This window comes from Brevibacillus parabrevis (assembly GCF_022701015.1).
Taxonomy (GTDB): domain Bacteria; phylum Bacillota; class Bacilli; order Brevibacillales; family Brevibacillaceae; genus Brevibacillus; species Brevibacillus parabrevis.
In genome coordinates, this window is sequence record NZ_CP064090.1 from 237,672 (window position 1) to 259,818 (window position 22,147).

Sequence of the window (22,147 nt, forward strand, 5' to 3'; positions counted from 1 at the left end):
TGTGGCTTGGCTATTATTTATTGTAAAATAAATCTGAAAATTTACAAGAGGAAAAATATATTTTCCAAGCATATACCAGATGCTTACATACTCAGCATTTCATTGCGATCAATTGAAATCAAACAGTTATATCTTTACTTTCACACAATAAAGCTTTAATGTTATCCATTACATTTGCGGATGAAAGGAAAACAAAAACTCCCTCTTTAGAGAGGGAGTGCCGGAACGACGATTTGTCCTGTTTTTACATCTGCGATCCCTTCCGCGGTGAGCCTTGCGTAGGGCAGGTGGGTAGCCGTAAAAAACAGCAGCGAGTAGATCGGATCAAGATGAACATGCCCTTTGGCGCGCAGTCTGGCCGTCAAATTCTCGGCCATGGAAATCACTTCGCTCATCGGGGCCGGAGAAAATTTCCCGCCAAGCGGCAGCGGGCATTCGCAGGCAATCTGCCCATCCTCGATCAAAACGACTCCCCCGCCGATTTCCCTGACTCGTTCAAGCGCAGCCGCCATCGCCTGCGGATCGCGGCCAATGACAAGCCAGTCGCCAGAAGCCGTATACGAGCTTGCCAGCCCGTGCAAATGCTCACCGTAACCGCGCAGCACGGCAGCCGTGCGCTTTTTGCCTGCCGGATCGATGCTGACGATCACAGCGAGCTGCGGGTCATGCGCCAGTGAAATGCAGCCTTGCTCGTCTACAGGCAAAGCTTCCAGCGTCATCCGCGTAATGACTGCGTTGACCATGTTCAGTACCGGAGCTTTTCCTTCCGCGTCAGGCCGCAGGCAAAACCAGTCCGCTCGTGCTCGCTCTGCCAACGGATCGGCTGCTTCAAACGAGTAGTCGGCCCAGCGTGGCTCGACTGTCGGGACAAGCAGCCTGCCGCTCTCTGCCGCCTGTTCGCCGTTGCAAAAGACAGCGAGCGGCGCAGGATCGTCTTTGGCGGCGAGAAGGACCATGTCCGCGATCCGTCCAGGCGCAATTCCGCCCAGTTCAGCGTCCAGACCGTAGTAGACAGCCGGATTCAACGTCGCCATGACATATGCCTCCTCGGGCGGCATGCCAGCTTCTATCGCTACGCGAAGCGTGTAGTCCATGAAGCCGTTTCGGTGCATCGGAGGCGTACAGCCATCTGATGTAAGCATCATCCGCGAAGACCACGGCAGACCGAGCGCAAGCCAGCCTTTTACCAGCTCTGGCAAGTCAGGCCGAATCGAGGAGTGGCGGAGTGTCGCGTACATCCCCAAACGCAGCCGCGCGAGCAAATCTTCGGCGGTAATCCCTTCGTGGCAAGCGGTGATGCCTGCTGCGCTGGCGATGTTCAGCGTTTCCCAAGATGCTCCCGGATGATGCCCCTCCATTCTTTTGCCCAAATCGCGCGTATGCTTCAAGCCAAACAGCAGGGTGTCGTCCTCTTGGAGCACGCCGCCCCAGTTCGTCAGTTCTCCCCCTTGCACGACCAGCGGATGCTCCAGCATGCGCCGCAGGCCGTCTTTTGTGAATTGCGGATGTTCTTTGCCCGTTTGCGGATCGAGCCTGCCCCAGAAATATTGCTTTACCGGATGCGCGGCGAGCGATTCCATCAGCGCAGAAATTTGCTCCGACGGCAAATTCATCAGCATCAGCGTATCGGACACAAGTGTCGTCGTTCCCCGCTCCAGGGCGAAGTCTGCCAGCGTAAACGGGTTGTACCATTGAAAAGGATGCGCGTGCGGCTCGATATAGCCGGGAACCAAATACTTTCCGCTCGCGTCGATGATCTCGGTATGTTCATCAACGAACGGCTCCTTTTCTCCTACATAAGCGATTCGCTCTCCCGCCACAACGACGTGATGCTCGTGCCATTCCTTTGTATACACGTTCAGTACGCTGGCTCCCTTGATCCACAAGCTTGCCGGAGCCTGCCTTTTGCTTACACGAATCAGATTCAGGTACGCTTCTTCCGATAAAGCGCGAACTCGCATGCCACTTCTCTCCTCTCGGTGTCCAATCATGCAAATCGACTGAATAGTCGTTCATTTCATTCTTTACTGCTTCGCCACTTGCGAATGCTTCCCCTGCTTCGCCCAGCACATCGTCCTAACAATTTCCACGGGTTGCCTGAACGGATTTATCACAGACTACCTCGTAGAAGATGCAACAGGAGGCGAAAGCAAATGCAAAAGAACGTTGGTACTACAGATGCGATCATTCGCATGACAGGCGGTCTGTTGGGCTTGGCCTATGGCATTGGAAAAATGAGTCGTCGTCCGCACAATGCCCCCTGGCTGCTGATGGCCTTTTCTGCGATGAAGGTAGCGGAAGGCGCGACCCGTTTCTGCCCGATGTACAAAGCGCTTGGCATCAATACGATCAAAGCGAACGGCATGTCCGGGATGATGGATCAAATGAAGCAAAAAGGGATACAAACCGTCATGAATCAAGTCACAGGCGCAATCAGCGGTGCTTCCTCCCACTCTTCCCAAGAGCAGAAGCATGAAAAGGCGTCCGCTTCGGCAAACTCGCAGACGCATACGGACAAACCGCAAGCTGCCAGCACGCAATCGGCAAAAGCGGAGAGCAAAGCACAAGACGACGCGCCAAAAGGCGAGCTGACTCCCGAAGACCAATTGATGGAACAAGCAGCCCGCGAGTTCATCTCGTACCGTTCCCAGGAAAAGGACGACAGCAGCACACGTTACCCTACTTACTCGTAGAAAAGAGGAGACGCTGTCCATGATCGTCGGAACGCCACTCTATGAATGGATGTCACACAATTTCTTTGTCATGGCCATGATTCTTGGTGTCATCGGCGTTGTCGGCTATTACGCCTTTTACAGCTCCCGAAGAAAAGGGCGCTATCGCCAATAATCAAAAGTGATTTTCCACAGATGCGACCGCCTTGAGGGAAAGGCGGTTTTTCCATTTACAAAATTAATTGCTAGGCATATAATTGTCAAAGCAAGCATTTTAGTGCAAAGGAATGACCTTGTCATGATCGATCATTGGCAAAATGAACCGCTTGGATTTTTGATCGGCAACACGTACCGCCGCATGATTCACTACGTCTCGCTGTTCTTGCGCGAATTTGATTTGACGACGGAGCAATTTGCCGTCTTGTACCGCCTGCGGGAAGAGGACGGGATCAACCAGAAAGAGCTTGCCCTGCGCTCGGCAAAAGACCAGCCCACGATGACGCGGATTCTCGACAACCTGGTGAAAAAAGGCTGGATTGAAAAAAAGCTGAGCGACCAGGATCGCCGTGCCTATATCGTAACGCTCACCGCAAACGGCCGGGAGTGGATTGAAAAGGCGATTCCGACAGAGGCCAAAGCCGTCGCGGACATTTTTGCGGGCTTGCCACCGGAGAAACTGGCTTTTTTGCGGGAAATTCTGCTTGAAATCAACGAGAACATAGACCGCCATACAACCGAATAGGAGTGAAACCGTTGGGAGAGAGTAGAGAGAAACTGTGGACGAAGGATTTCGTCCTTTTAACTGTGTGCAACTTGTTGTTATTTCTTACGATCCAAATGCAGACGCCTACGTTCCCTGCGTACGTCAAACAGACGTATCAGGCAAACGATTTTGTCGTCAGTCTCGTCATCAGCCTGTTTTCTTTGGCTGCCGTCGTCGCGCGCGTGTTCACAGGCGAAGCGCTCCGAACGAAAAACAGCAAAGTGATTGCCGTTATGGCCCTGTGCACTGTCGGCATCTTCAGTGCGGGATACTTCTGGGCTGGGAACATCGCCCTGTTTTTGCTGTTGCGCGTTTTCGTCGGGATCGGCTTCGGCATGGGCAGCACGACGTTTCCAACCATCGTGACCAATGTCATTCCCATCCGCAAGCTCGGGGAAGGAATGGGCTATTTCGGCCTGTCCACGAGCCTGGCAATGGCGCTCGGTCCAGTGATCGGACTCGGCATTCTCCAATCATTCGGATTCGGCTATATGCTTTTCGCCCTTGTCGTGCTGGTGGCTGCCATCTTCCCTTTAATGCACATGATTCGCGCGTACAACCTTCGCCCGGCTGCAACAACCACATCTCCATCAGCATCAGCCGTTAACAGTGCCCCGATCAAAGGGGTTGGCCGCTTTTTCGACAAAAAACTGCTCTTGCCTGTGAGTCTGAATTTTTGTTTGTCGATTACGTACGGAGGCATCTTGAGCTTTTTGGCACTGTACGGAAAAGAAACCCACTTCGCAAACGTCGGCTGGTTTTTCCTCGCCAACGCATTCGCCATGGTACTCATTCGTCCTTTTTCCGGCAAGCTGTACGATCGCAAAGGTCACGTCGCCGTTCTGCCGCCTGGCGCGATTTTTGTAGGCATCAGCCTGCTGATCTTGTCCGTCACGACGAGCGAAGCGCTGCTTTTGACTTCGGCCTTTTTCTACGGCTTGGGGTACGGCATGATTCAACCGTCTATTCAAGCGTGGATGGTCAGAGTCGTCACGCCGGAACAACGCGGCATGGCAAACGGACTGTTTTTCAACTCGATCGACCTCGGCATCGCGGCAGGCTCCATGCTGCTCGGCGTGCTCGCTACCCATTCCAGCTACTCCGTCATGTACCGCTGGTCTGCCGTCTGCATGCTGTTGTTCCTCTTCGTCTATGTCGTGTCGCAAGTTATGGCAGCCAAAGCAAAAGCGAAGAATGCACCTCTGGCTGGGGAGCAGATCGGGCTGTAACCAAGCGGTGATGAGAGCAGTCGTGCAACTCTTTAAAAAAATGTCTCAGCATTTTTTACACCAAAAAGGCAGCCTTCGTTCGTACCTCAGCGACGAACGAGACTGCCTTTTTCTTTCCCCTGTTAGTTCTTCTGTTGATATTTCATCGCTTTCGCTGCAATGTCGGTGCGATACTGTGCCCCTTCAAACGAAATCGACTGCACGGCTGCATAAGCTGCCTCGCGCGCTTTTTCGAGGTTGGCTCCGGTGCCTACTACGCCAAGCACACGTCCGCCGCTTGTCACGATGCCTTCCTCGGTTTGCTTCGTTCCGGCATGAAAAACGGTTACTGTCTCTTTCGTTTGCGCAAGTCCGTCGATCCGCTTTCCTTTCGGGTATTCCCCAGGATAGCCAGGAGCCGCCATCACCACGCATACGGCGCTGCCCTCTTTCCAGGTGACATCCACCGCATCCAGCTCTCCGTTCACGGTCGCCACAAAAATATCGAGCAAATCCGTTTCCAAGAGCGGCAAGATCACTTGCGTCTCGGGATCGCCAAAACGGGCGTTGAACTCAACCACTTTTGGTCCTTGCTCGGTAATCATCAGTCCGGTGTAGAGGATGCCTTTGAACGGGATTCCGTCTTTGGCCATGCCTGCTGCCATCGGCTCGACGATAGTCTTCACAATCGTCTCGACCAGCTCTGGCGACATTTGCGGCACAGGAGCGTAAGTGCCCATGCCGCCTGTATTCGGGCCGCGATCGTCGTTGAAAATGCGTTTGTGGTCCTGCGAGGTGATCATTGGCTTCACGGTTTCGCCGTCGACAAAAGAGAGCAGAGACAGCTCTTCCCCGAACATGCACTCCTCGATGACGACACGCGCTCCCGCTTCTCCAAAGACGCTTTCCTGCATGATTTGCCGCAGCGCTTCTTCCGCTTCCTCGATAGTCTCGGCCACTACGACGCCTTTGCCTGCGGCCAGACCGTCTGCTTTTACCACGATTGGCGCGCCTTGCTGACGCACGTAGGCGCTCGCTGACTCGTAATCGAGGAACGACTCGTAAGCAGAAGTCGGGATGTTATAGCGCTTCATCAAGCTTTTGGCAAACGATTTGCTGCCTTCGATCATCGCCGCCTTACTGTTCGGCCCGAAAATAGGCAGGTTGCGTTCCTCGAAGAAATCGACGATTCCGCCCAAAAGCGGATCTTCCGGGCCTACCACAGTCAGATCGATTCCCTCGTCTTTGGCAAACTGGGCCAGAGCGGCAAAGTCATTGACGCCAATCGGGACGTTTTGCGCAATCTCAGCCGTTCCCCCGTTGCCGGGAGCGCAGTATACTTTCTGTACTTTGGAGCTTTGCAAAAGCTTCCAGATAATGGCGTGCTCGCGGCCGCCGCCGCCTACTACCAATACTTTCATATGGATATCCTCCTGTTACTGAAGGGATCTGTACAGATTAGTGCTTGAAGTGGCGCGTGCCAGTGAACACCATGGCGATTCCTGCGCGGTTGCAAGCGTCGATGGACTCCTGATCGCGAATCGAGCCGCCTGGCTGAATGATCGCCGTAATGCCTGCGGCAGCAGCTGCTTCTACAGTGTCTCCCATCGGGAAAAACGCATCGGAAGCCAAAACGGAGCCTTTTGCCAGCTCGCCCGCTTGCTCGATGGCGATTTTCGCAGCGCCGACACGGTTCATTTGACCTGCGCCGACACCGATCGTCATGTTGTCTTTTGCCAGCAAAATAGCGTTGGACTTCACGTGCTTGACAACCTTCCATGCGAATTGCAGCTGGGCCATTTCTTCCACTGTCGGTTGACGGTCGGTTACAACCTGGATTTCACTTTCTTCCAGCTGTTTGTAATCGAAGTCCTGGATCAATGCGCCGCCCGCTACCGGAGCCACGCGGAACAGATTGTCCGCTTTTTTCGCAGACTCATTCAATGCCGGGATGCGCAAGAGACGCAAGTTCTTTTTCTCGGCGAGAACCGCTTTTGCTTCTTCCGTAAAATCAGGAGCAATGATAATCTCCAGGAAAATTTCTTTCATCGCCAAGGCCGTATCTTTGTCAATCGCCTGGTTCGCCGCTACGATACCGCCGAAAATGGAGACAGGATCAGCCTCGTACGCCTTTTGGTACGCTTGGCGAATATCTGCGCCGATGCCCACGCCACAAGGGTTGGAATGCTTGATCGCCACAACTGCCGGCTGGGTAAATTCACGCACAATCGCCAGCGCCGCGTCCGCATCGTTGATGTTGTTGTAGGAAAGCTCTTTGCCTTGCAGTTGCTCTGCGTAGCCGATGCTCAGCTGGCTGGACAGCGGTTCGCGGTAAAAAGCAGCGCGCTGGTGCGGATTTTCGCCGTAGCGCAAGTCTTGCGCTTTTTCGTACGTCACCGTGTAGCTCTCCGGCAGCAGCTCGCCTACTTGCTCGCTCAAATAACGGGAGATCAGCGCATCGTAGGCAGCTGTGTGACGGAATACTTTCGCAGCCAGACGACGGCGCGTTTCCAGCGTAGTATCGCCGTTTGCCTCGATTTCCTCGGCTACCTTTTCATAATCGGCGGAATCGACCACGACGCTCACGAACGCATGGTTTTTCGCCGCAGAACGCAGCATCGTCGGCCCACCAATATCAATATTCTCAATCGCATCTTCGTATGTCACGTCTGGTTTGGCAATCGTTTCCTTGAATGGATATAAGTTTACCACAACCAGATCGATCGTTTCGATGTTCAGGTCTTTCAGTTGCTTTTGATGTGCCTCGTTGTCACGCACAGCCAAGAGGCCGCTGTGGATATTCGGATGCAGCGTTTTGACGCGCCCGTCCAAAATCTCGGGAAATCCGGTTACTTCGGAAATGCCAATGACGGGAACACCCTCTGCTTTCAAGAGAGAAGCCGTACCTCCGGTGGAAATGATCTCTACTCCGGCAGCTGCCAAACGACGGGCAAACGGAATCAATCCTGTCTTGTCAGAAACGCTGATCAACGCTTTTTTCACACTCACGGATAGAACCTCCTGACTATTAGTAAGAAAACATGGCTAAAAGCTTTTTTGCAATACTAAAACACGAACATTCCTTTCATATTAAAACATAATTGTACGCTTTTATCAAGAGTTTCCTCAGCGAAAACAAACGCAGCCGCCCATGCCTGTTCGGCACTCGCGACTGCACATTCCCGCTTTTTTCCGGCAGCAGGCTTACCGCTTCTTTTTGTTTCCACCGGACAGCTTTTTCACCCGCTCGGCAAGGGACAAATGCTTGCTCTTCCCAGCCGCTCTCGACGGCTTTTTGGGCTTGCTGCTTTTGGCCTTGACCTCTTTCGCTTTCGGGACCATGCTGCCCAGTTCTTCCATGGAAATGGACTTGCCGTTTTTCATCCTGTCCTTGACGCGTTCCTTCGTCTCCTCGGGAACATCAAGTCCCATGTCGGACAGTTCTTCCATCAGCTCGTCGATATTGCCCCCGCCTTTGGGAAATTTTTGTGCGAGCTTCATAATATCGTTCAGCGTCCATTCCCGCCCTGTTCGCTTGCTTAGCTTGCCCAGCAAATCGGCAACAAAATCTCCGCTCAAATCGGCTCCTCCTCTTCAGCTGCTTCTTTTTACAATATGTCGGCAGGGCGGATTTGGTTTGCTTTCAGACGTACGAATCGTTTGTTGACAATGATTCTCAGTTTCATTAACATAAATGGTACTATTACATGCATCAGCCCGGAGGCTTACATGAAGTCAACTCGCCATCAGCTGCTTTTTCCACCAGTTGACGATTCTTTGGGTGCCATGCCTTCCTCAGCCTTGCATGAAACTTTGCTACAGCCCATTCTGGAGCACATGGAGGCCGGAGTGACTGTGTACGGGCTGGATGGGCGCATCCTTTTTTTCAATGAAGCGGCCAAGCGCTTCGGCATGTCCGAGCCTATAGACTTGCATGAACATACGTACGGCTCTTATTCCTTTTACCATCCTGACGGCAGCACTCCTGTAGCTTTTGCGGAGTTGCCGTCTGTCCGCGTGTTGCGCAACGAACAAGTCTACAACCAGGAGATTTGGGTACAGCCTCTCGGAAAAGCTGTTTCCATCCTGGTCGCCAACGGCAAGCTGCTGTCCTCGCCCACCGGAGAACCTGTCGGCGTCTTGATCGTCACTCACGATATTACGGAGCGAAAATGGGCGCAGCAACGTCTGGAAGTGAGCGAGCAGCGCTACAAGTCCTTGTTTGAGCATAATCCGAATATCGTCTGCTGGCTCGACTTGTCCGGAAGATTCCTGAACGTCAATCCCGCTTTTGAGTGCGTGACCGGATACACCCTGGACGATGTGCGCAATCAGTCTTACCGGGCGCTGCTGAATCAGGAAGGGATTCGCCGCGTGCTTTTGATGTCCCGGAACGCCCAGCAAGGAAGCTCGGACAATTACGATATTTCCACTTTTCATAAAGACGGGACGCAAATCGAACTGAATGTCACCGTCGTCCCGATCGTGGTGACGAATACGGTCGTAGGCTATTTCGCCATCGCCACGGATATTACGAAACGAAAGCAAACCGAAGCCATGATTCACTATCTCGCCTATCACGACACGTTGACGGGCTTGCCGAACCGCTCCCTTTTCCAAAGCAGGCTCGATGCCGCTCTCGAACAGGCCGCCTGCGAGCAAAGCCAGCTCGCTGTCCTGTTTCTCGACCTGGATCGGTTCAAATACATCAATGACACACTCGGACATTCCACGGGAGACGGCCTGCTTGCGCAAATCGCCCGGCGACTGCAAGAGACTGCACGTCCTAACGATACGGTCTGCCGCTTGGGTGGCGACGAATTTACGATCATCCTGCCCCGGATGTCCCATACGGAAGCAAAAAGGTTCGCAGAAGCCGTTTTGCAAAGGCTGAGCATGCCGATCACGGTTGGTGACCAAAGCTTTGTGGTCACAATCAGCATCGGAATCAGCCTTTTTCCACAGGACGGCACGGACGCGGAAGCTTTGGTCAAAAATGCGGACGCAGCCATGTATCAGGCGAAGGAACACGGCCGCAACAACATCCAGTTTTTCCAACCGGAGATGAACGACGCCTTCGTCAAAAAAATGACGTTGGAAGCCGGACTGCGCACTGCGCTGGAGAACGAGGAATTTCAGTTGTACTATCAGCCTCAGTACGACAGCAAGCACGAGCATATTGTCGGCCTGGAGGCGTTGATCCGCTGGCAGCATCCGGTGTATGGCATCGTCTCTCCGCTTGATTTCATTCCGCTCGCCGAAGAGACGGGACTGATCATTCCCATCGGTCGCTGGGTGTTGCAGACAGCTTGCCAGCAGTTCGTCAAGTGGCAGCAGCAAGCTTTGCCTCCTGTACGGCTTGCCGTCAATTTGTCGATGCGTCAACTGCAGGACAAGCATCTGGTGACGATGGTCCAAGACATTTTGCAACAAACGGGGCTACACCCAAGCTACCTGGAGCTGGAGATTACCGAAAGTATCGCCATGCACAGGCTTGACGCTGTCATTCCCCGCCTGCAAAAGCTGCAAGCCATGGGCATCCAGATATCAATTGATGACTTCGGCACCGGGTACAGCTCGCTTAGCTGCTTGCAGCTTTTGCCGATCAATTCGTTGAAAATCGATCAGTCGTTTATGCGCAACATGTCGGACTCTTCTTCTCACTTGCCGATCGTCACCGCAATCGCAGCCATGGCTCACAGCCTGAAGCTGTCTCTCGTAGCAGAAGGCGTCGAAACGAAGGAACAGCTATCGTTTTTGCGATCGCTTGGCTGCCTGACGGTGCAGGGCTATTTTTTCAGCAAACCCGTTCCGGCGGATGAATGTGAAAAGCTGCTGGCCAAAAGCGCTGCCCGTTCGGATAAGCGGATTTTTCCCGGGACTGGTTGCACAAGCTCAGTTGAATAAACCGTATCTCGGACCGTGCGCGAGAGAAAGATTTTGGCGCTCACGCTGCCAGCACGAAAAAGACCGACACGATTGAGCTGTGTCGGTCTTTTGTTGCCTGTTATGATCTCACCTGAACTTGACGTCCTGCAACCTGCACCCGGCCTTCCGCCAGCATGCCGATGACTTCCACCAGCAGTCCGTGCTCCACGGCGTGGATGCGCGCTGCCAGCGTTTCCGCCGTATCCTGCTCCTGCACTGCTACCGGGACCTGAGCGATGATCGGCCCCGTATCGAGACCGGCATCTACCAGATGTACCGTTACCCCCGTTATCTTTACCCCGTAAGCAAGTGCCTGGCCGATCGCGTCTTTGCCTGGAAAAGCTGGCAACAGCGACGGATGCAGATTGATGATGCTTCCTTCGTAGGCAGCCAAAAGCGTTTCGCCCACCAGCCGCATATAGCCTGCCAGCACGACCAGCGAAATCTCCCGCTTTTGCAGCTCTTGCACGACTTCTGCTTCAAAAGCTGCCTTGTTGGCGTAATCTTTTGGCTGAAACACGAATGCTTCAATGCCCAGACGTTCCGCGCGTTCCAGCACCTTCGCCTGCGGCTTGTCGCATACGAGCAAAGCGACTTCCACACCGGGAAGTCGGCCTGCCTGGACAGCCTGCACGATCGCTTCGAAGTTGGAGCCGCTTCCTGAGGCGAAAATGGCCAGCTTTCTCACCATTCCACCCCGTTGTATACGACTTTGCGCTCACCCTCCTGAATGTTGCCAATCAGGTACGGCTGCTCGCCAAGCTCTTGCAGTTTTTCCATGACGCTCGCTGCGTCTGCTTCTTTCACGACCAGCATCATGCCGATGCCCATGTTGAACGTTTTGTACATGTCGGGATACGAAATGTTTCCTGCTTCCTGTACAAGTGTGAAAATCGGCAGAACAGGCCAGGAGCCTACGTTAATGGCCGCTTGCGTGTTTTCCGGCAACACGCGCGGGATATTTTCCGTGAAGCCGCCGCCTGTGATGTGGGCCAAAGCTTTTACTTCAAACGATTCGAGCACAGCCAGCACTTGCTTCACGTAAATGCGAGTCGGGGTCAGCAGCTCTTCGCCGAGCTTTTTGCCCAATGCGTCTACATGGTCGTGCAAGGACATGCCCTTGTCTGCCAAGAGCACTTTGCGCACGAGCGAGAAGCCGTTGCTGTGCACGCCGCTGGAGGCAAGCCCGATCAAAACGTCACCTGCTGCCACATTCGCACCCGTGATCATTTTGCTTTCGTCGACAACCCCTACGGTAAATCCAGCGATGTCGTATTCGCCCTCGGCGTACATGCCTGGCATTTCTGCCGTCTCGCCGCCAATGAGCGAGCAGCCGGACTGGGAGCAGCCCTCGGCGATCCCGCTGACAATCGCCTCGATTTTTTCCGGAACGACTTTGTCTACCGCCAAATAGTCGAGGAAAAAGAGCGGCTCCGCGCCTTGCACCACGACGTCATTGACGCACATGGCAACGGCGTCGATCCCGATCGTATCGTGTTTGTCCATGGCAAAAGCCAGCTTCAGCTTGGTGCCCACCCCGTCGGTACCAGATACGAGAATCGGCTTTTCGTATTTTTTCGTGTCCAGACGGAACAGTGCTCCGAAGCCGCCCAAATCGGTCAGCACTTCGGGACGGAATGTCCGCTTCACGTGTTTTTTCATGCGTTCGACTGCTTCGTTACCCGCATCGATGTCTACGCCCGCTTGTTTGTATGCTTCACTCATCGTTTCTCCCCCTTGCAAGAGGTTGCTTGTATTAGCACTTGGTCGCTGGTAGCGCCTCTTCAAATTCAATCTCGGTCGGATACTCCCCTGTAAAGCAGGCGAGGCAGTGTCCTTTGTTTGGAGCCGAATCCTGGCGGCCGATGGCATTGATCATGCCCTCGACGGACAAGAAGGACAAGGAATCGGCTTCAATGATTTGACGAATTTCCTCTACCGACTTGGTCGACGCAATCAGCTCGTCGCGCGTAGAGGTATCGATTCCGTAGAAACAAGAGTTCATGACAGGCGGAGAGCTGATGCGGACATGAACTTCCTTGGCGCCAGCTTCGCGCAGCATGCGGACAATCCGGTTGCTTGTCGTACCGCGCACGATCGAATCGTCGATCATGACGACCCGTTTGCCTTCCACGACTTTGCGAACGGCAGACAGCTTGAGATAAACAGCCCGCTCGCGCAGCTCCTGGCTCGGCTGGATAAAAGTACGGCCGACGTAGCGGTTTTTGATCAGACCGATCTCGTACGGAATACCTGTCGCTTCCGCAAAACCGATCGCCGCCGAAATACTCGAATCCGGCACCCCTGTAACCACATCAGCGTCGATAGCCGATTCCAGGGCAAGCTGCTTGCCGAGGCGCTTTCTCGCCATGTGGACGTTGATCCCGTCGATGTCGCTGTCAGGACGGGCGAAATAAATGTATTCAAACGTGCAAATCGAGCGCTGCGTTGTCTCGGTATGCTTGGTTTCGATGATGCCATCCTGATCGACGACGATCATTTCTCCCGGCTGAACATCGCGCCAGTACTGCGCCCCGATAATATCGAACGCACAGGTCTCGGAAGCCACAGTGATCGCATCCCCCAGTCGGCCGAGAGACAGCGGACGGAGTCCATTCGGATCAAGAGCGATGACCAACTGCTTCTCGTTCATGACCAACAGCGCATACGCGCCCTTGATGTGCTGGAGAGCATCTTTTACTGCTCCTGGCAAATCGCGGCTCTCGGAGCGTGCGATCAGGTGGGCAATAACCTCGGTGTCGCTTGTCGTTTGAAAAATGGAGCCTTTCGCTTCCAGCTCTTTTCTCAGGACAGCGGCATTGACGAGGTTGCCGTTATGAGCAACAGCCATGCTGCCTTGCGCGTAGCGGAAAAACAGCGGCTGGGCATTTTCGATTTTGCTGGAGCCAGCGGTCGTATAACGGGTATGACCGATGGCGATATGGCCACGGAATTTTTCCAGGTCGCCTTTGCCGAATGCTTCGGAGACGAGTCCCATTCCCCGGTGCTTATACCACTTCTCGCCGTCGGAGGCGCAGATACCTGCGCTCTCCTGACCGCGATGCTGAAGGGCATGCAGACCCAGATAGGTCAATTGGGATGCTTCCTTGTGGTTGTAAATGCCAAAGACGCCGCATTCTTCATTCAGTTTGTCCCAGATTACCCGATCAAACATGGAATCGCATCCTTCCAGGCTGCTTTCACCTCTTGAGTGGAAGCGTTGATTGCTTCCGTACCGTTCACTGTTACTACCAGACGCTCGCCGCCAATCGTACCGATTTTTGCAGCTGGTACGCCGTGCTCACCTGCCAATGCCACAATCGCTTCCGCCTGCTCTTTGCTTGCGCTGAGCAAGATGCGGGATTGGGATTCGCTGAACAACAGCACGTCTGTGCGCAAGTCGGATGTAAGCTCGACTTGTGCGCCGATGTTTTTGCCGAAGCAAGATTCCGCCAGCGCTACACCCAGACCGCCTTCGGACAAGTCGTGCGCGGAATTGACCAAGCCTTGGCGAATCGCTGTGAGCACGAGCTTTTGCACAGCGGCTTCCTTGGTCAGGTCCAGTTGCGGCGGACGACCGGAGATTGCGCCTGTCACGAGCTTTTGATACTCGCTGCCGCCCAGCTCCGCGAACGTGTCGCCGAGCAGGATGATGACGTCGCCCTCGTTTTTAAAGTCTTGCGTCGTAATATGGTCAACATCGGTGATCAGACCGACCATGCCGACAGTTGGAGTCGGGTAGATCGCATCGCCGCTGCGTTCATTGTAAAAAGATACGTTACCGCCGATAACAGGCGAGTCGAGGGCCACGCACGCTTCGCTCATGCCTTCGCACGCTTTCTCGAACTGCCAGAATACTTCCGGCTTTTCCGGGCTGCCGAAGTTGAGGCAGTCGGTGATCGCAAGCGGCTCAGCACCGGAGCACACGACGTTGCGCGCGGATTCCGCTACCGCGATGGCTCCGCCCACTTTTGGATCGAGATACACATAGCGTCCGTTGCAATCGGTTGTCATGGCAAGAGCCTTGCGCGTGCCGCGCACCATGACGACTGCTGCGTCAGAACCAGGCTTCACTGCTGTATTCGCGCGTACGATATGGTCGTATTGCTCGTACACCCATGCCTTGTTGGCAACAGTCGGCTGCGCCAAGAGACTTTTCAGCGTCTCGTTCAGATCTTTTGGCTCCTCGATGGCAGCCAGCACATCCACTTTTCCGTTTGCTTCATAGTAAGCAGGCACTGCGGAAGGACGGTGGTAAACCGGAGCGTCATCTGCCAGGCTGTTTGCTGGCACTTCTGCTACGACCTCGCCTTTGTGCAACAGGCGCAGCTTGCTGTCATCCGTTACTTTGCCCACGACAGCGGAAGCCAAGCCCCATTTGTCAAAAATCGCGATCGCTTCCGCTTCCTTGCCTTTTTCCACAACGACAAGCATGCGCTCTTGCGATTCGGACAGCATCATTTCGTAAGCAGACATGCCTGCTTCGCGCTGCGGCACGAGATCCAGGTTCATCTCGATTCCGTTGCCCGCTTTGGATGCCATCTCCGAGCTAGAGCTGGTCAAACCAGCCGCACCCATGTCCTGAATCCCTACGACGATTCCTGTGTCGATCAGTTCCAGGCACGCTTCCAGCAGCAATTTTTCCATGAACGGGTCGCCCACTTGTACAGCCGGGCGCTTTTTCTCCGATTCCTCGGTCAGCTCTTCGGAGGCAAAAGTCGCGCCGTGAATACCGTCGCGTCCTGTGCTCGCCCCGACGTAAATGACCGGGTTGCCGATACCGGAGGCTACGCCTTTTTGAATTTTCTCGTGGTCGATCAGACCCACGCACATAGCATTAACGAGCGGATTGCCTTCATACGTAGGATCGAAGTTCACTTCTCCGCCAACGGTAGGAATCCCGATGCAGTTACCGTAGCCGGCAATTCCCGCAACCACATGTTCAAACAAATATTTGACGCGTGGCGTGGTCAGCTCGCCAAAGCGCAGCGAGTTGAGCAATGCGATCGGGCGTGCACCCATGGAGAATACATCGCGGATGATCCCGCCCACGCCTGTAGCTGCTCCCTGATACGGCTCGATAGCAGAAGGGTGGTTGTGGCTCTCGATTTTGAATACAACAGCCTGGTTGTCGCCGATGTCCACGATCCCGGCCCCTTCACCTGGTCCTTGCAGAACGCGAGGGCCTTTTGTCGGGAACTTGCGCAGGACAGGCTTGGAGTTTTTGTAGGAGCAGTGCTCAGACCACATAACGCTGTACAATCCGGTTTCTGTCCAGTTTGGCTGGCGTCCCATAATCGTTACTACACGTTGGTATTCTTCGTCAGTCAGCCCGATCTCACGGTAGAGCTTCTGATCGGCAATTTGCTGGGCGGTCGGTTCTTTATGCGTGAGTTGTGACACTGTTTTGTTCCCTCCACGTCTTCAGGATCGAGGTAAACATGCGGCGGCCGTCATCGGATGTCATCCACTTGTGGACAGCGCGCTCCGGGTGAGGCATCATGCCGAGTACGTTGCCGCGCTCGTTGCAAATGCCTGCGATATCATCAAGAGAACCATTCGGGTTCTCGCCATTGTAGCGGAAAACGATCTGTTTGTTCGCTTTAAGCTTCGCGAGCGTTTCTTCATCACAGTAGTAGTTTCCTTCGCCATGCGCGATCGGGATTTGGATTTCTTCCCCAGCCGCATAGTCGAGGGTAAATGGTGTTTCGTTGTTGTCGACGCGAAGCCCGGACAGCTTGCAGGCGAATTTGAGGGAACGGTTGCGCAAGAGAGCGCCTGGCAACAGCCCTACCTCTGTGAGGATTTGGAAGCCGTTACAGATTCCCATTACCAGCTTGCCTGCTTCTGCTGCCTTCACCACTTGCTCCATCACGGGCGAAAAGCGAGCGACCGCGCCACAGCGCAAATAGTCTCCATAAGAGAATCCGCCCGGCAAAAGGATTGCGTCGTATCCGGACAAATCTGTTTCGGAATGCCATACGTAGTCAACAGGCACTCCCATGACATCTTCAACTGCGTTGTACAAATCTACATCAGCATTCGAGCCTGGAAAGACGATAACGGCTACTCGCATATCTTTAGCCCTCCACGATCTCAAAGCGATAGTCTTCAACCACCGTGTTAGCCAGGAGCTTTTCGCACATTTCACGTACACGCTCTTCTGCCTGCGCACGATCTGCCGTGTTCAGTTCCAGCTCCATGTACTTTCCGATACGCGCATTGTTTACTTCGTCAAAACCTAGAGTGTGCAAAGCCCCTTTTACTGCATGGCCTTGCGGGTCCAGAACGCTCTCGCGCAGGGTTACATAAACAACAGCTTTAAACATGTACGTCTCCTCCCAGTCTCTTCAGCATTTCTTGATACGCTTCTTCTACATTGCCCAAATCGCGACGGAAGCGGTCTTTGTCCAGCTTCTCTTTTGTGACAGAGTCCCAGAAACGGCATGTGTCCGGGGATATTTCATCGGCGAGGAGAATCTCCCCGTCCGGCGTTTTTCCAAATTCGAGTTTGAAATCGACCAGCGTAATATTGCGCTCGGCCAGATAAGGTACGAGAACCTCATTGACAGCAAGTCCCATGCGCTCAAGCGTCGCCTGGTCACTTTCGCTCGCAATTCCCAACACTTTGATATGGGAGGCGTTTACCAACGGATCGCCCAGTGCGTCATCCTTGTAGTAAAACTCAACAACTGGCTGCGGGAGAACAGTTCCCTCTTCCATGCCAAGACGTTTGGCAAGTGAACCTGCCGCGATATTGCGGACAACGACCTCCAAAGGGATGATCTCCACTTTGCGGACTACTTGCTCTGTTGCAGACAGCAGTCGGACAAAATGGTTGTCGATGCCTTTTTCCTTTAGCATGGTGAAAAAGATAGCGGTAATACGGTTGTTCAGCTCACCTTTTCCGGTGATTTGCGCCCGCTTCTCTCCGTTGAATGCTGTAGCGTCGTCTTTGTACTCTACCCAGTATTGATCAGGCACAGATGTCCGATAAATACGCTTCGCCTTACCTTCGTAGAGTTGTTCCTGTTTTTCCACTGTAGGAGCCACCTTCCCAGATAAAAAGGTTGAGTTACGATTAATTCACGAACGATTCAACTACATTAAAACACAATCATACGCATTTATCAACGAAAAATGCGCGAATACGATTCGACAAACGTTCGGAAATTGTTGCATAATCGTTGTTAAGTTTTCGTTAACATTCGTTTACACGTTATCCATACTGGCTTTACATCCGCTCTTTACAATAGTCCTTAGTCACAGGACTCCACGACTATCCATATAATCAGGGGGACATCGGATGAAGACGCACCTTATCTTTGGCAAACTACTAGCCCCATTTACGCACTGGCACAGACGCGCACGGCTCCATACGAAGCTGACCGTGCCGCTGTTCTGCCTTTTGCTCCTCTCTTTCGCAGCGATCGGCGGGACTTTTTACACGCAGGCCAAAAAAATCATGATCGCCCAAATGGAAGCCAGACTCGATTCGGAGACGGACAAGACGACAGAAAAAATTTCCTTGTTGAAATTCGCCTTTGTCACCGACGAGGAAACTTATTTGAAAAGGCTGGAGTTCGAGCTGTTGCAGCAAAAAAATTCTTTGGCCCAGGAAGGCCTGGATGTTCAGCAATACGTCGTGCGCAGCGGCGCGTTTCAGCCGATTCCCAACGTGACGAAGCAGGGAGCGATCCCCGTTCCGCCCGAGTACGCGCATCAGTTGGAAGCCGAACGCTACGGCGTCATCCACATCCCGATTGACGGAACGATACATACTTTGGCCTTTACCCATTCACCTGAAGAAAATTTCGTCTACGTCATCGACGTGCCGCAAGAGCAATATTTAGTCCATCTGCACGAAACGACCAGACTGATCCTTTTTGCCATTGCAGGAAGTCTCGTCCTCTCTGTTTTACTATGCTTGTTTATTGTGCGAGGTATTACGAATCCGTTCCAAACATTGATCCAGGCCATCCAAAAGGTCAGCGCCGGCGATCTGACACAGCGCTCCGCTCTGGAAAAGGAAGGGCCGGAAATCCGGGCGATCTCGCATCACTTCGATTGTATGGTCGAGCAGATGCACCTCATCATCTCCGAGTTCCAGTCGATGATTCAGGAGTTGAATCGCGGCGGCATCGAGATCAGGCAGACCGCTGACGAGGCAGGGGAGCGCTCGTCGATGCTTTCCATCCGCCTGGACACGGTGAATAAAGGCGTAGAGCAAACAGCCGCTTCGACCGAACAGGCAAGTGCTTCTTTTCAACGGATGCGCGCTTCCATCGACATGCTGTTTGCACGAATCGCGAGTGTGATCGAAGCAGGCGGCCAGATGGAATCGGTCACGCACAGCGGCCAAAGCAGAATCGACGAGTTGACGGTCATCTTCCAGCGCTTTTTCCAAACGTACAAGCAACTGGACACCCGTATGGCAAACATGCAAGAGCAGTCGGAGTCGATCGGGCACGCGGTTTCGTTGATCGAAAACTTGGCGAAGCAAACCAAGCTGCTCGCCCTGAATGCCAGCATTGAGGCGGCACGGGCCGGCGAGTACGGACGCGGCTTTGCCGTAGTAGCGAGCGAAGTCGCCAAGCTCGCACACGAATCGGAAAAGGCAGCGCTTGAAATCAACCGCCTGATGGCTTCGGTTCAGACTGAGACGCTTTCCATCTCACGCGAAACTTCCCAAGCTTCCACCCAGCTCCAGGAGAGCGTGCAAAAGCTGGAAGAAGCGGAAGCCGCCTTCCTCCATCTGCGCCAGGCCGTCGACCGGACGACCGGGGAGCTGCGCGCAGCCACAGAAGGGCTGTCCGACATTACCCAAGGCATGCAGGATGTCGACCACACGCTGGTTACTTTCCTCGCTATCTCGCAGGAAACGAAAAGCAGCACAGAAGAGATGCTCGACGCCTCCAAGGAACAGCTTTCATCCGTAGCCAAGTCGCGCCATCTGGCCTCCGAGCTGCTCGCTTTGTCCACGCGGCTGCATGAAATCAGCGAGAGATTTCGTGTGGCTTGATCCAAATGCCAAGAGCCTTCTTCGCTTTTGCAAGAAGGCTCTTTTTTTGTCTTTATGTTACACTGTCTTTGGTACAACCTACACGTGAAAGAAGGAATATCAGATGTTTCCCTTTGAAGTATCTTTTCCTACCCATATCTACTTCGGCATGGGCGAACTTGCGCGTTTGGGCCAGGCAGCGAAAACTCTCGGTAACAAAGCGCTTCTCGTCACAGGTGGCAGCGCAGCCAAGCGCACAGGTCTGCTTAGCCGCGCCATTACGCTCCTGCAAGAAGCGCAAGTAGCCTATACTCTTTTTGACAAAATTGAACCGAACCCGCGCACAGCGACCGTCGATGCCGGAGCAGCGCTTGCCCGCGAAGAGCAATGCGACTTCGTGCTGGCCTTGGGCGGAGGCTCCGTTATGGATGCAGCCAAAGCCATTGCCGCCGCAGCCGTTTCCGGGCGGCCCATCTACGACTACATGCGCGGCAACCCGAGCGGCTCAGGCAAATGGCTGGTGCCCGTGCAAGAAGCGCTCCCGCTTCTCACCGTGCCCACTGTGGCTGCAACCGGATCGGAAGCAAACAATATCAGCGTCCTGACCCACTGGGACACGCACGAGAAATCTTCCATAAACGGCCCGGCCCTCTATCCGAAAATCGCGATTCTCGATCCATCGATCACATTTACCGTTCCCGCACGCGTCACGGCAGAGTCATGCGCAGATATTTTCTCGCATCTGTTTGAAACATACTTGATCAGCGCAGACAAAACGAATGTGCAGGACGGGATCACGGAAACGCTCATTCGGCTCGTTGCGGAGCACTCCGTTACCGCCATTCGCCAACCGGATCACGAAGAGGCACGTTCCACTTTGCTCTGGGCAAGCACGCTTGGCATCAGTCCTTTTGCCAATGCAGGGCGCGGCGCCGGAATGCCTCTGCACGGAATCGAACACCCGTTGAGCGGCATTTACGACATGGCACACGGGCGTGGACTGGCGATTCTTTCGCTTCCTTATTTCGAGCAGGTCATTTTGCCGGAGCGTCCAGAGAGACTGGCGCGCATGGGCCGACACTGCTTCGGAGTTACCGAGGAAGACGAGCAAGCCGCAGCGCGCGCAACCATCGCGGCTGTTGCCCGCTGGTATGAAAGCATGGGCATCACCGAGCGGCTTTCTGACTTTGGCGTAACGCAGGACGCGCTGCCAAAAATGGCCGAAGAAGCGATTACGATTGGCGGACGCGGTGCCGGACATCTGCCGAGCGCCAGAAAACTGCATGCGGAAGATGTCGTCGCCATCTACCAGGCTTGCCTGTAAATACTGCACGAACATACTGGCAGGCACGCGCTTTCCTGTGCGATAATGAGATTAATAAAAATTTTTTTACTATATGGAGGTCGTACATATGGCAGATCCACGCATCAATGAACTGGCTAGCCGCCTCGTCCGCTACTCTCTCAATTTGCAAAAAGGGGAAAAAGTCCTGATCGAAAACACAGGGCTGCAACCTGAGCTTGTACGTGCGCTCGTTCGCGAATCGTTCGCTGTCGGCGCTCTGCCATTGGTAACGTTGAAAGACCAGGAAGTGCTGCGCGCGCTCTACCAAGGAACGAGCGAAGAGCATATGGCATTGATGGCCAAATACGAATACGAGCGCATGAAAGACATGGACGCGTACATCGCGATCCGCGCTTACGACAACATCAACGAATTTGCCGATGTTCCGGAAGACAAGATGGGCATCTACTCCCGTGTCCTGTATCAGCCAGTGCACACAAACGAACGCGTGCCAAACAAACGCTGGGTCGTTTTGCGCTACCCGAACAAATCGATGGCGCAACTGTCCAATATGAGTCTGGAAGGCTTCGAGGACTTCTACTTCTCCGTCTGCAACCTGGACTACGCGAAAATGTCCAGAGCGATGACACCGCTGAAAGAACTGATGGAGCGCACCGACCGCGTCCGCATCGTCGGGCCAAAAACCGACCTGCGCTTCTCCATCAAAGGCATCAACGCTGTCAAATGCGACGGCAAGCGCAACATCCCGGACGGCGAAGTGTACACAGCGCCTGTTCGCGATTCTGTAGAAGGCACCATTTTCTACAACGCCGCTTCCAACTACCACGGCATTTCCTTCACCGATGTGCAATTCACTTTTAAAGAAGGAAAAATCGTCGAAGCGACCAGCTCCAATACAAAAGCGCTGAATGACATTCTCGACACCGACGAAGGCGCTCGCTATATCGGGGAATTTGCCATTGGCTTCAACCCGCACATCCTGCATCCGATGCTGGACATCCTGTTCGACGAAAAAATCGCCGGAAGCTTCCACTTCACGCCTGGCAACGCCTACACAGTAGCGGACAACGGAAACCGCTCCTCTGTTCACTGGGATCTGGTGCAAATCCAGCGTCCGGAATACGGCGGAGGCGAAATCTGGTTTGACGACGTGCTGATCAGAAAAGACGGCCGCTTCGTGCTGCCAGAGCTGGAAGGCTTGAACCCGGAAAATCTGGTGTAGGGCATACCGTATAGCACGTCTAGCACTAACAATGGATAGGCTTCAGA

General features: G+C 53.9%; 19 protein-coding genes. 8 read left to right on the top strand and 11 right to left on the bottom strand.

Annotated features, from left to right (window positions below; genetic code table 11):
- Positions 1 to 206: 206 nt before the first annotated feature.
- Positions 207 to 1,961, bottom strand: a complete 1,755-nt coding sequence (locus IRJ17_RS00960; protein WP_217022601.1) for an adenine deaminase C-terminal domain-containing protein — start codon at positions 1,959 to 1,961, stop codon at positions 207 to 209.
- Between the two features lie 192 nt (positions 1,962 to 2,153).
- On the opposite strand from IRJ17_RS00960, the gene IRJ17_RS00965 reads away from it, so the two are divergent.
- From IRJ17_RS00965 to IRJ17_RS00975, 4 genes are all read left to right on the top strand, one after another.
- Positions 2,154 to 2,693 (top strand): YgaP family membrane protein, encoded by a 540-nt coding sequence (locus IRJ17_RS00965; RefSeq protein WP_173599456.1) that lies wholly within the window; start codon positions 2,154 to 2,156, stop codon positions 2,691 to 2,693.
- Between the two features lie 19 nt (positions 2,694 to 2,712).
- A complete protein-coding gene (locus IRJ17_RS28085) occupies positions 2,713 to 2,847 on the top strand; it encodes an EYxxD motif small membrane protein (protein WP_255679199.1) in 135 nt (44 codons plus the stop codon).
- Between the two features lie 123 nt (positions 2,848 to 2,970).
- Positions 2,971 to 3,414 carry a MarR family winged helix-turn-helix transcriptional regulator gene (locus IRJ17_RS00970; protein WP_122965560.1) on the top strand — a complete coding sequence of 148 codons (444 nt, stop codon included), beginning with the start codon at positions 2,971 to 2,973 and terminating at the stop codon, positions 3,412 to 3,414.
- 11 nt (positions 3,415 to 3,425) lie between these two features.
- Entirely contained in the window at positions 3,426 to 4,664 is a 1,239-nt protein-coding gene (locus IRJ17_RS00975) for an MFS transporter (protein WP_217022603.1), read from the top strand.
- A 122-nt stretch (positions 4,665 to 4,786) separates the two neighbouring features.
- Here the strand turns inward: IRJ17_RS00975 and purD are convergent, their stop codons facing one another.
- From purD to IRJ17_RS00990, 3 genes are all read right to left on the bottom strand, one after another.
- Positions 4,787 to 6,064: a phosphoribosylamine--glycine ligase gene (purD, locus tag IRJ17_RS00980; protein ID WP_217022612.1), complete on the bottom strand. Its 1,278-nt coding sequence runs from the start codon at positions 6,062 to 6,064 to the stop codon at positions 4,787 to 4,789.
- A 37-nt stretch (positions 6,065 to 6,101) separates the two neighbouring features.
- The gene (gene purH, locus IRJ17_RS00985) at positions 6,102 to 7,652 is read right to left on the bottom strand and encodes a bifunctional phosphoribosylaminoimidazolecarboxamide formyltransferase/IMP cyclohydrolase (RefSeq protein ID WP_217022614.1); all 1,551 of its coding nucleotides are present in this window, start codon (positions 7,650 to 7,652) and stop codon (positions 6,102 to 6,104) included.
- Between the two features lie 195 nt (positions 7,653 to 7,847).
- Positions 7,848 to 8,222 carry a hypothetical protein gene (locus tag IRJ17_RS00990; protein WP_063229564.1) on the bottom strand — a complete coding sequence of 125 codons (375 nt, stop codon included), beginning with the start codon at positions 8,220 to 8,222 and terminating at the stop codon, positions 7,848 to 7,850.
- Positions 8,223 to 8,372: 150 nt separating this feature from the next.
- Between IRJ17_RS00990 and IRJ17_RS00995 the strand changes: the two genes are divergently transcribed.
- Positions 8,373 to 10,550, top strand: coding sequence for a sensor domain-containing protein (locus tag IRJ17_RS00995; RefSeq protein WP_242772815.1), 2,178 nt, complete (start codon positions 8,373 to 8,375; stop codon positions 10,548 to 10,550).
- A gap of 100 nt (positions 10,551 to 10,650) precedes the next feature.
- Here the strand turns inward: IRJ17_RS00995 and purN are convergent, their stop codons facing one another.
- The 7 genes from purN to purC are packed head-to-tail and all read right to left on the bottom strand — an operon-like array spanning position 10,651 to position 17,612.
- Positions 10,651 to 11,262 (bottom strand): phosphoribosylglycinamide formyltransferase, encoded by a 612-nt coding sequence (gene purN / locus IRJ17_RS01000; RefSeq protein WP_122965565.1) that lies wholly within the window; start codon positions 11,260 to 11,262, stop codon positions 10,651 to 10,653.
- The gene (purM, locus tag IRJ17_RS01005; RefSeq protein ID WP_122965566.1) at positions 11,256 to 12,296 is read right to left on the bottom strand and encodes a phosphoribosylformylglycinamidine cyclo-ligase; all 1,041 of its coding nucleotides are present in this window, start codon (positions 12,294 to 12,296) and stop codon (positions 11,256 to 11,258) included. The genes purN and purM overlap by 7 nt, the downstream gene beginning before the upstream one ends.
- A gap of 31 nt (positions 12,297 to 12,327) precedes the next feature.
- On the bottom strand, positions 12,328 to 13,746 hold the full coding sequence (purF, locus tag IRJ17_RS01010) for an amidophosphoribosyltransferase (protein WP_122965567.1): 1,419 nt from the start codon (positions 13,744 to 13,746) through the stop codon (positions 12,328 to 12,330).
- Positions 13,731 to 15,974: a phosphoribosylformylglycinamidine synthase subunit PurL gene (gene purL / locus IRJ17_RS01015; protein ID WP_122965568.1), complete on the bottom strand. Its 2,244-nt coding sequence runs from the start codon at positions 15,972 to 15,974 to the stop codon at positions 13,731 to 13,733. The genes purF and purL overlap by 16 nt, the downstream gene beginning before the upstream one ends.
- Entirely contained in the window at positions 15,955 to 16,647 is a 693-nt protein-coding gene (gene purQ, locus IRJ17_RS01020) for a phosphoribosylformylglycinamidine synthase subunit PurQ (RefSeq protein ID WP_122965569.1), read from the bottom strand. The genes purL and purQ overlap by 20 nt, the downstream gene beginning before the upstream one ends.
- A 4-nt stretch (positions 16,648 to 16,651) precedes the next feature.
- Positions 16,652 to 16,900, bottom strand: coding sequence for a phosphoribosylformylglycinamidine synthase subunit PurS (gene purS / locus IRJ17_RS01025; protein WP_122965570.1), 249 nt, complete (start codon positions 16,898 to 16,900; stop codon positions 16,652 to 16,654).
- A complete protein-coding gene (purC, locus tag IRJ17_RS01030; RefSeq protein WP_173597834.1) occupies positions 16,893 to 17,612 on the bottom strand; it encodes a phosphoribosylaminoimidazolesuccinocarboxamide synthase in 720 nt (239 codons plus the stop codon). Before purC ends, purS begins: the two co-directional genes overlap by 8 nt.
- A 265-nt stretch (positions 17,613 to 17,877) precedes the next feature.
- Between purC and IRJ17_RS01035 the strand changes: the two genes are divergently transcribed.
- The 3 genes from IRJ17_RS01035 to IRJ17_RS01045 all read left to right on the top strand — a co-directional run bounded on the left by IRJ17_RS01035 (position 17,878) and on the right by IRJ17_RS01045 (position 22,100).
- On the top strand, positions 17,878 to 19,593 hold the full coding sequence (locus IRJ17_RS01035; protein ID WP_242772818.1) for a methyl-accepting chemotaxis protein: 1,716 nt from the start codon (positions 17,878 to 17,880) through the stop codon (positions 19,591 to 19,593).
- A gap of 103 nt (positions 19,594 to 19,696) precedes the next feature.
- Positions 19,697 to 20,896 carry an iron-containing alcohol dehydrogenase gene (locus IRJ17_RS01040; protein ID WP_173599450.1) on the top strand — a complete coding sequence of 400 codons (1,200 nt, stop codon included), beginning with the start codon at positions 19,697 to 19,699 and terminating at the stop codon, positions 20,894 to 20,896.
- Between the two features lie 88 nt (positions 20,897 to 20,984).
- Positions 20,985 to 22,100: an aminopeptidase gene (locus tag IRJ17_RS01045; RefSeq protein WP_122965574.1), complete on the top strand. Its 1,116-nt coding sequence runs from the start codon at positions 20,985 to 20,987 to the stop codon at positions 22,098 to 22,100.
- The last annotated feature ends 47 nt before the right edge of the window (positions 22,101 to 22,147 follow it).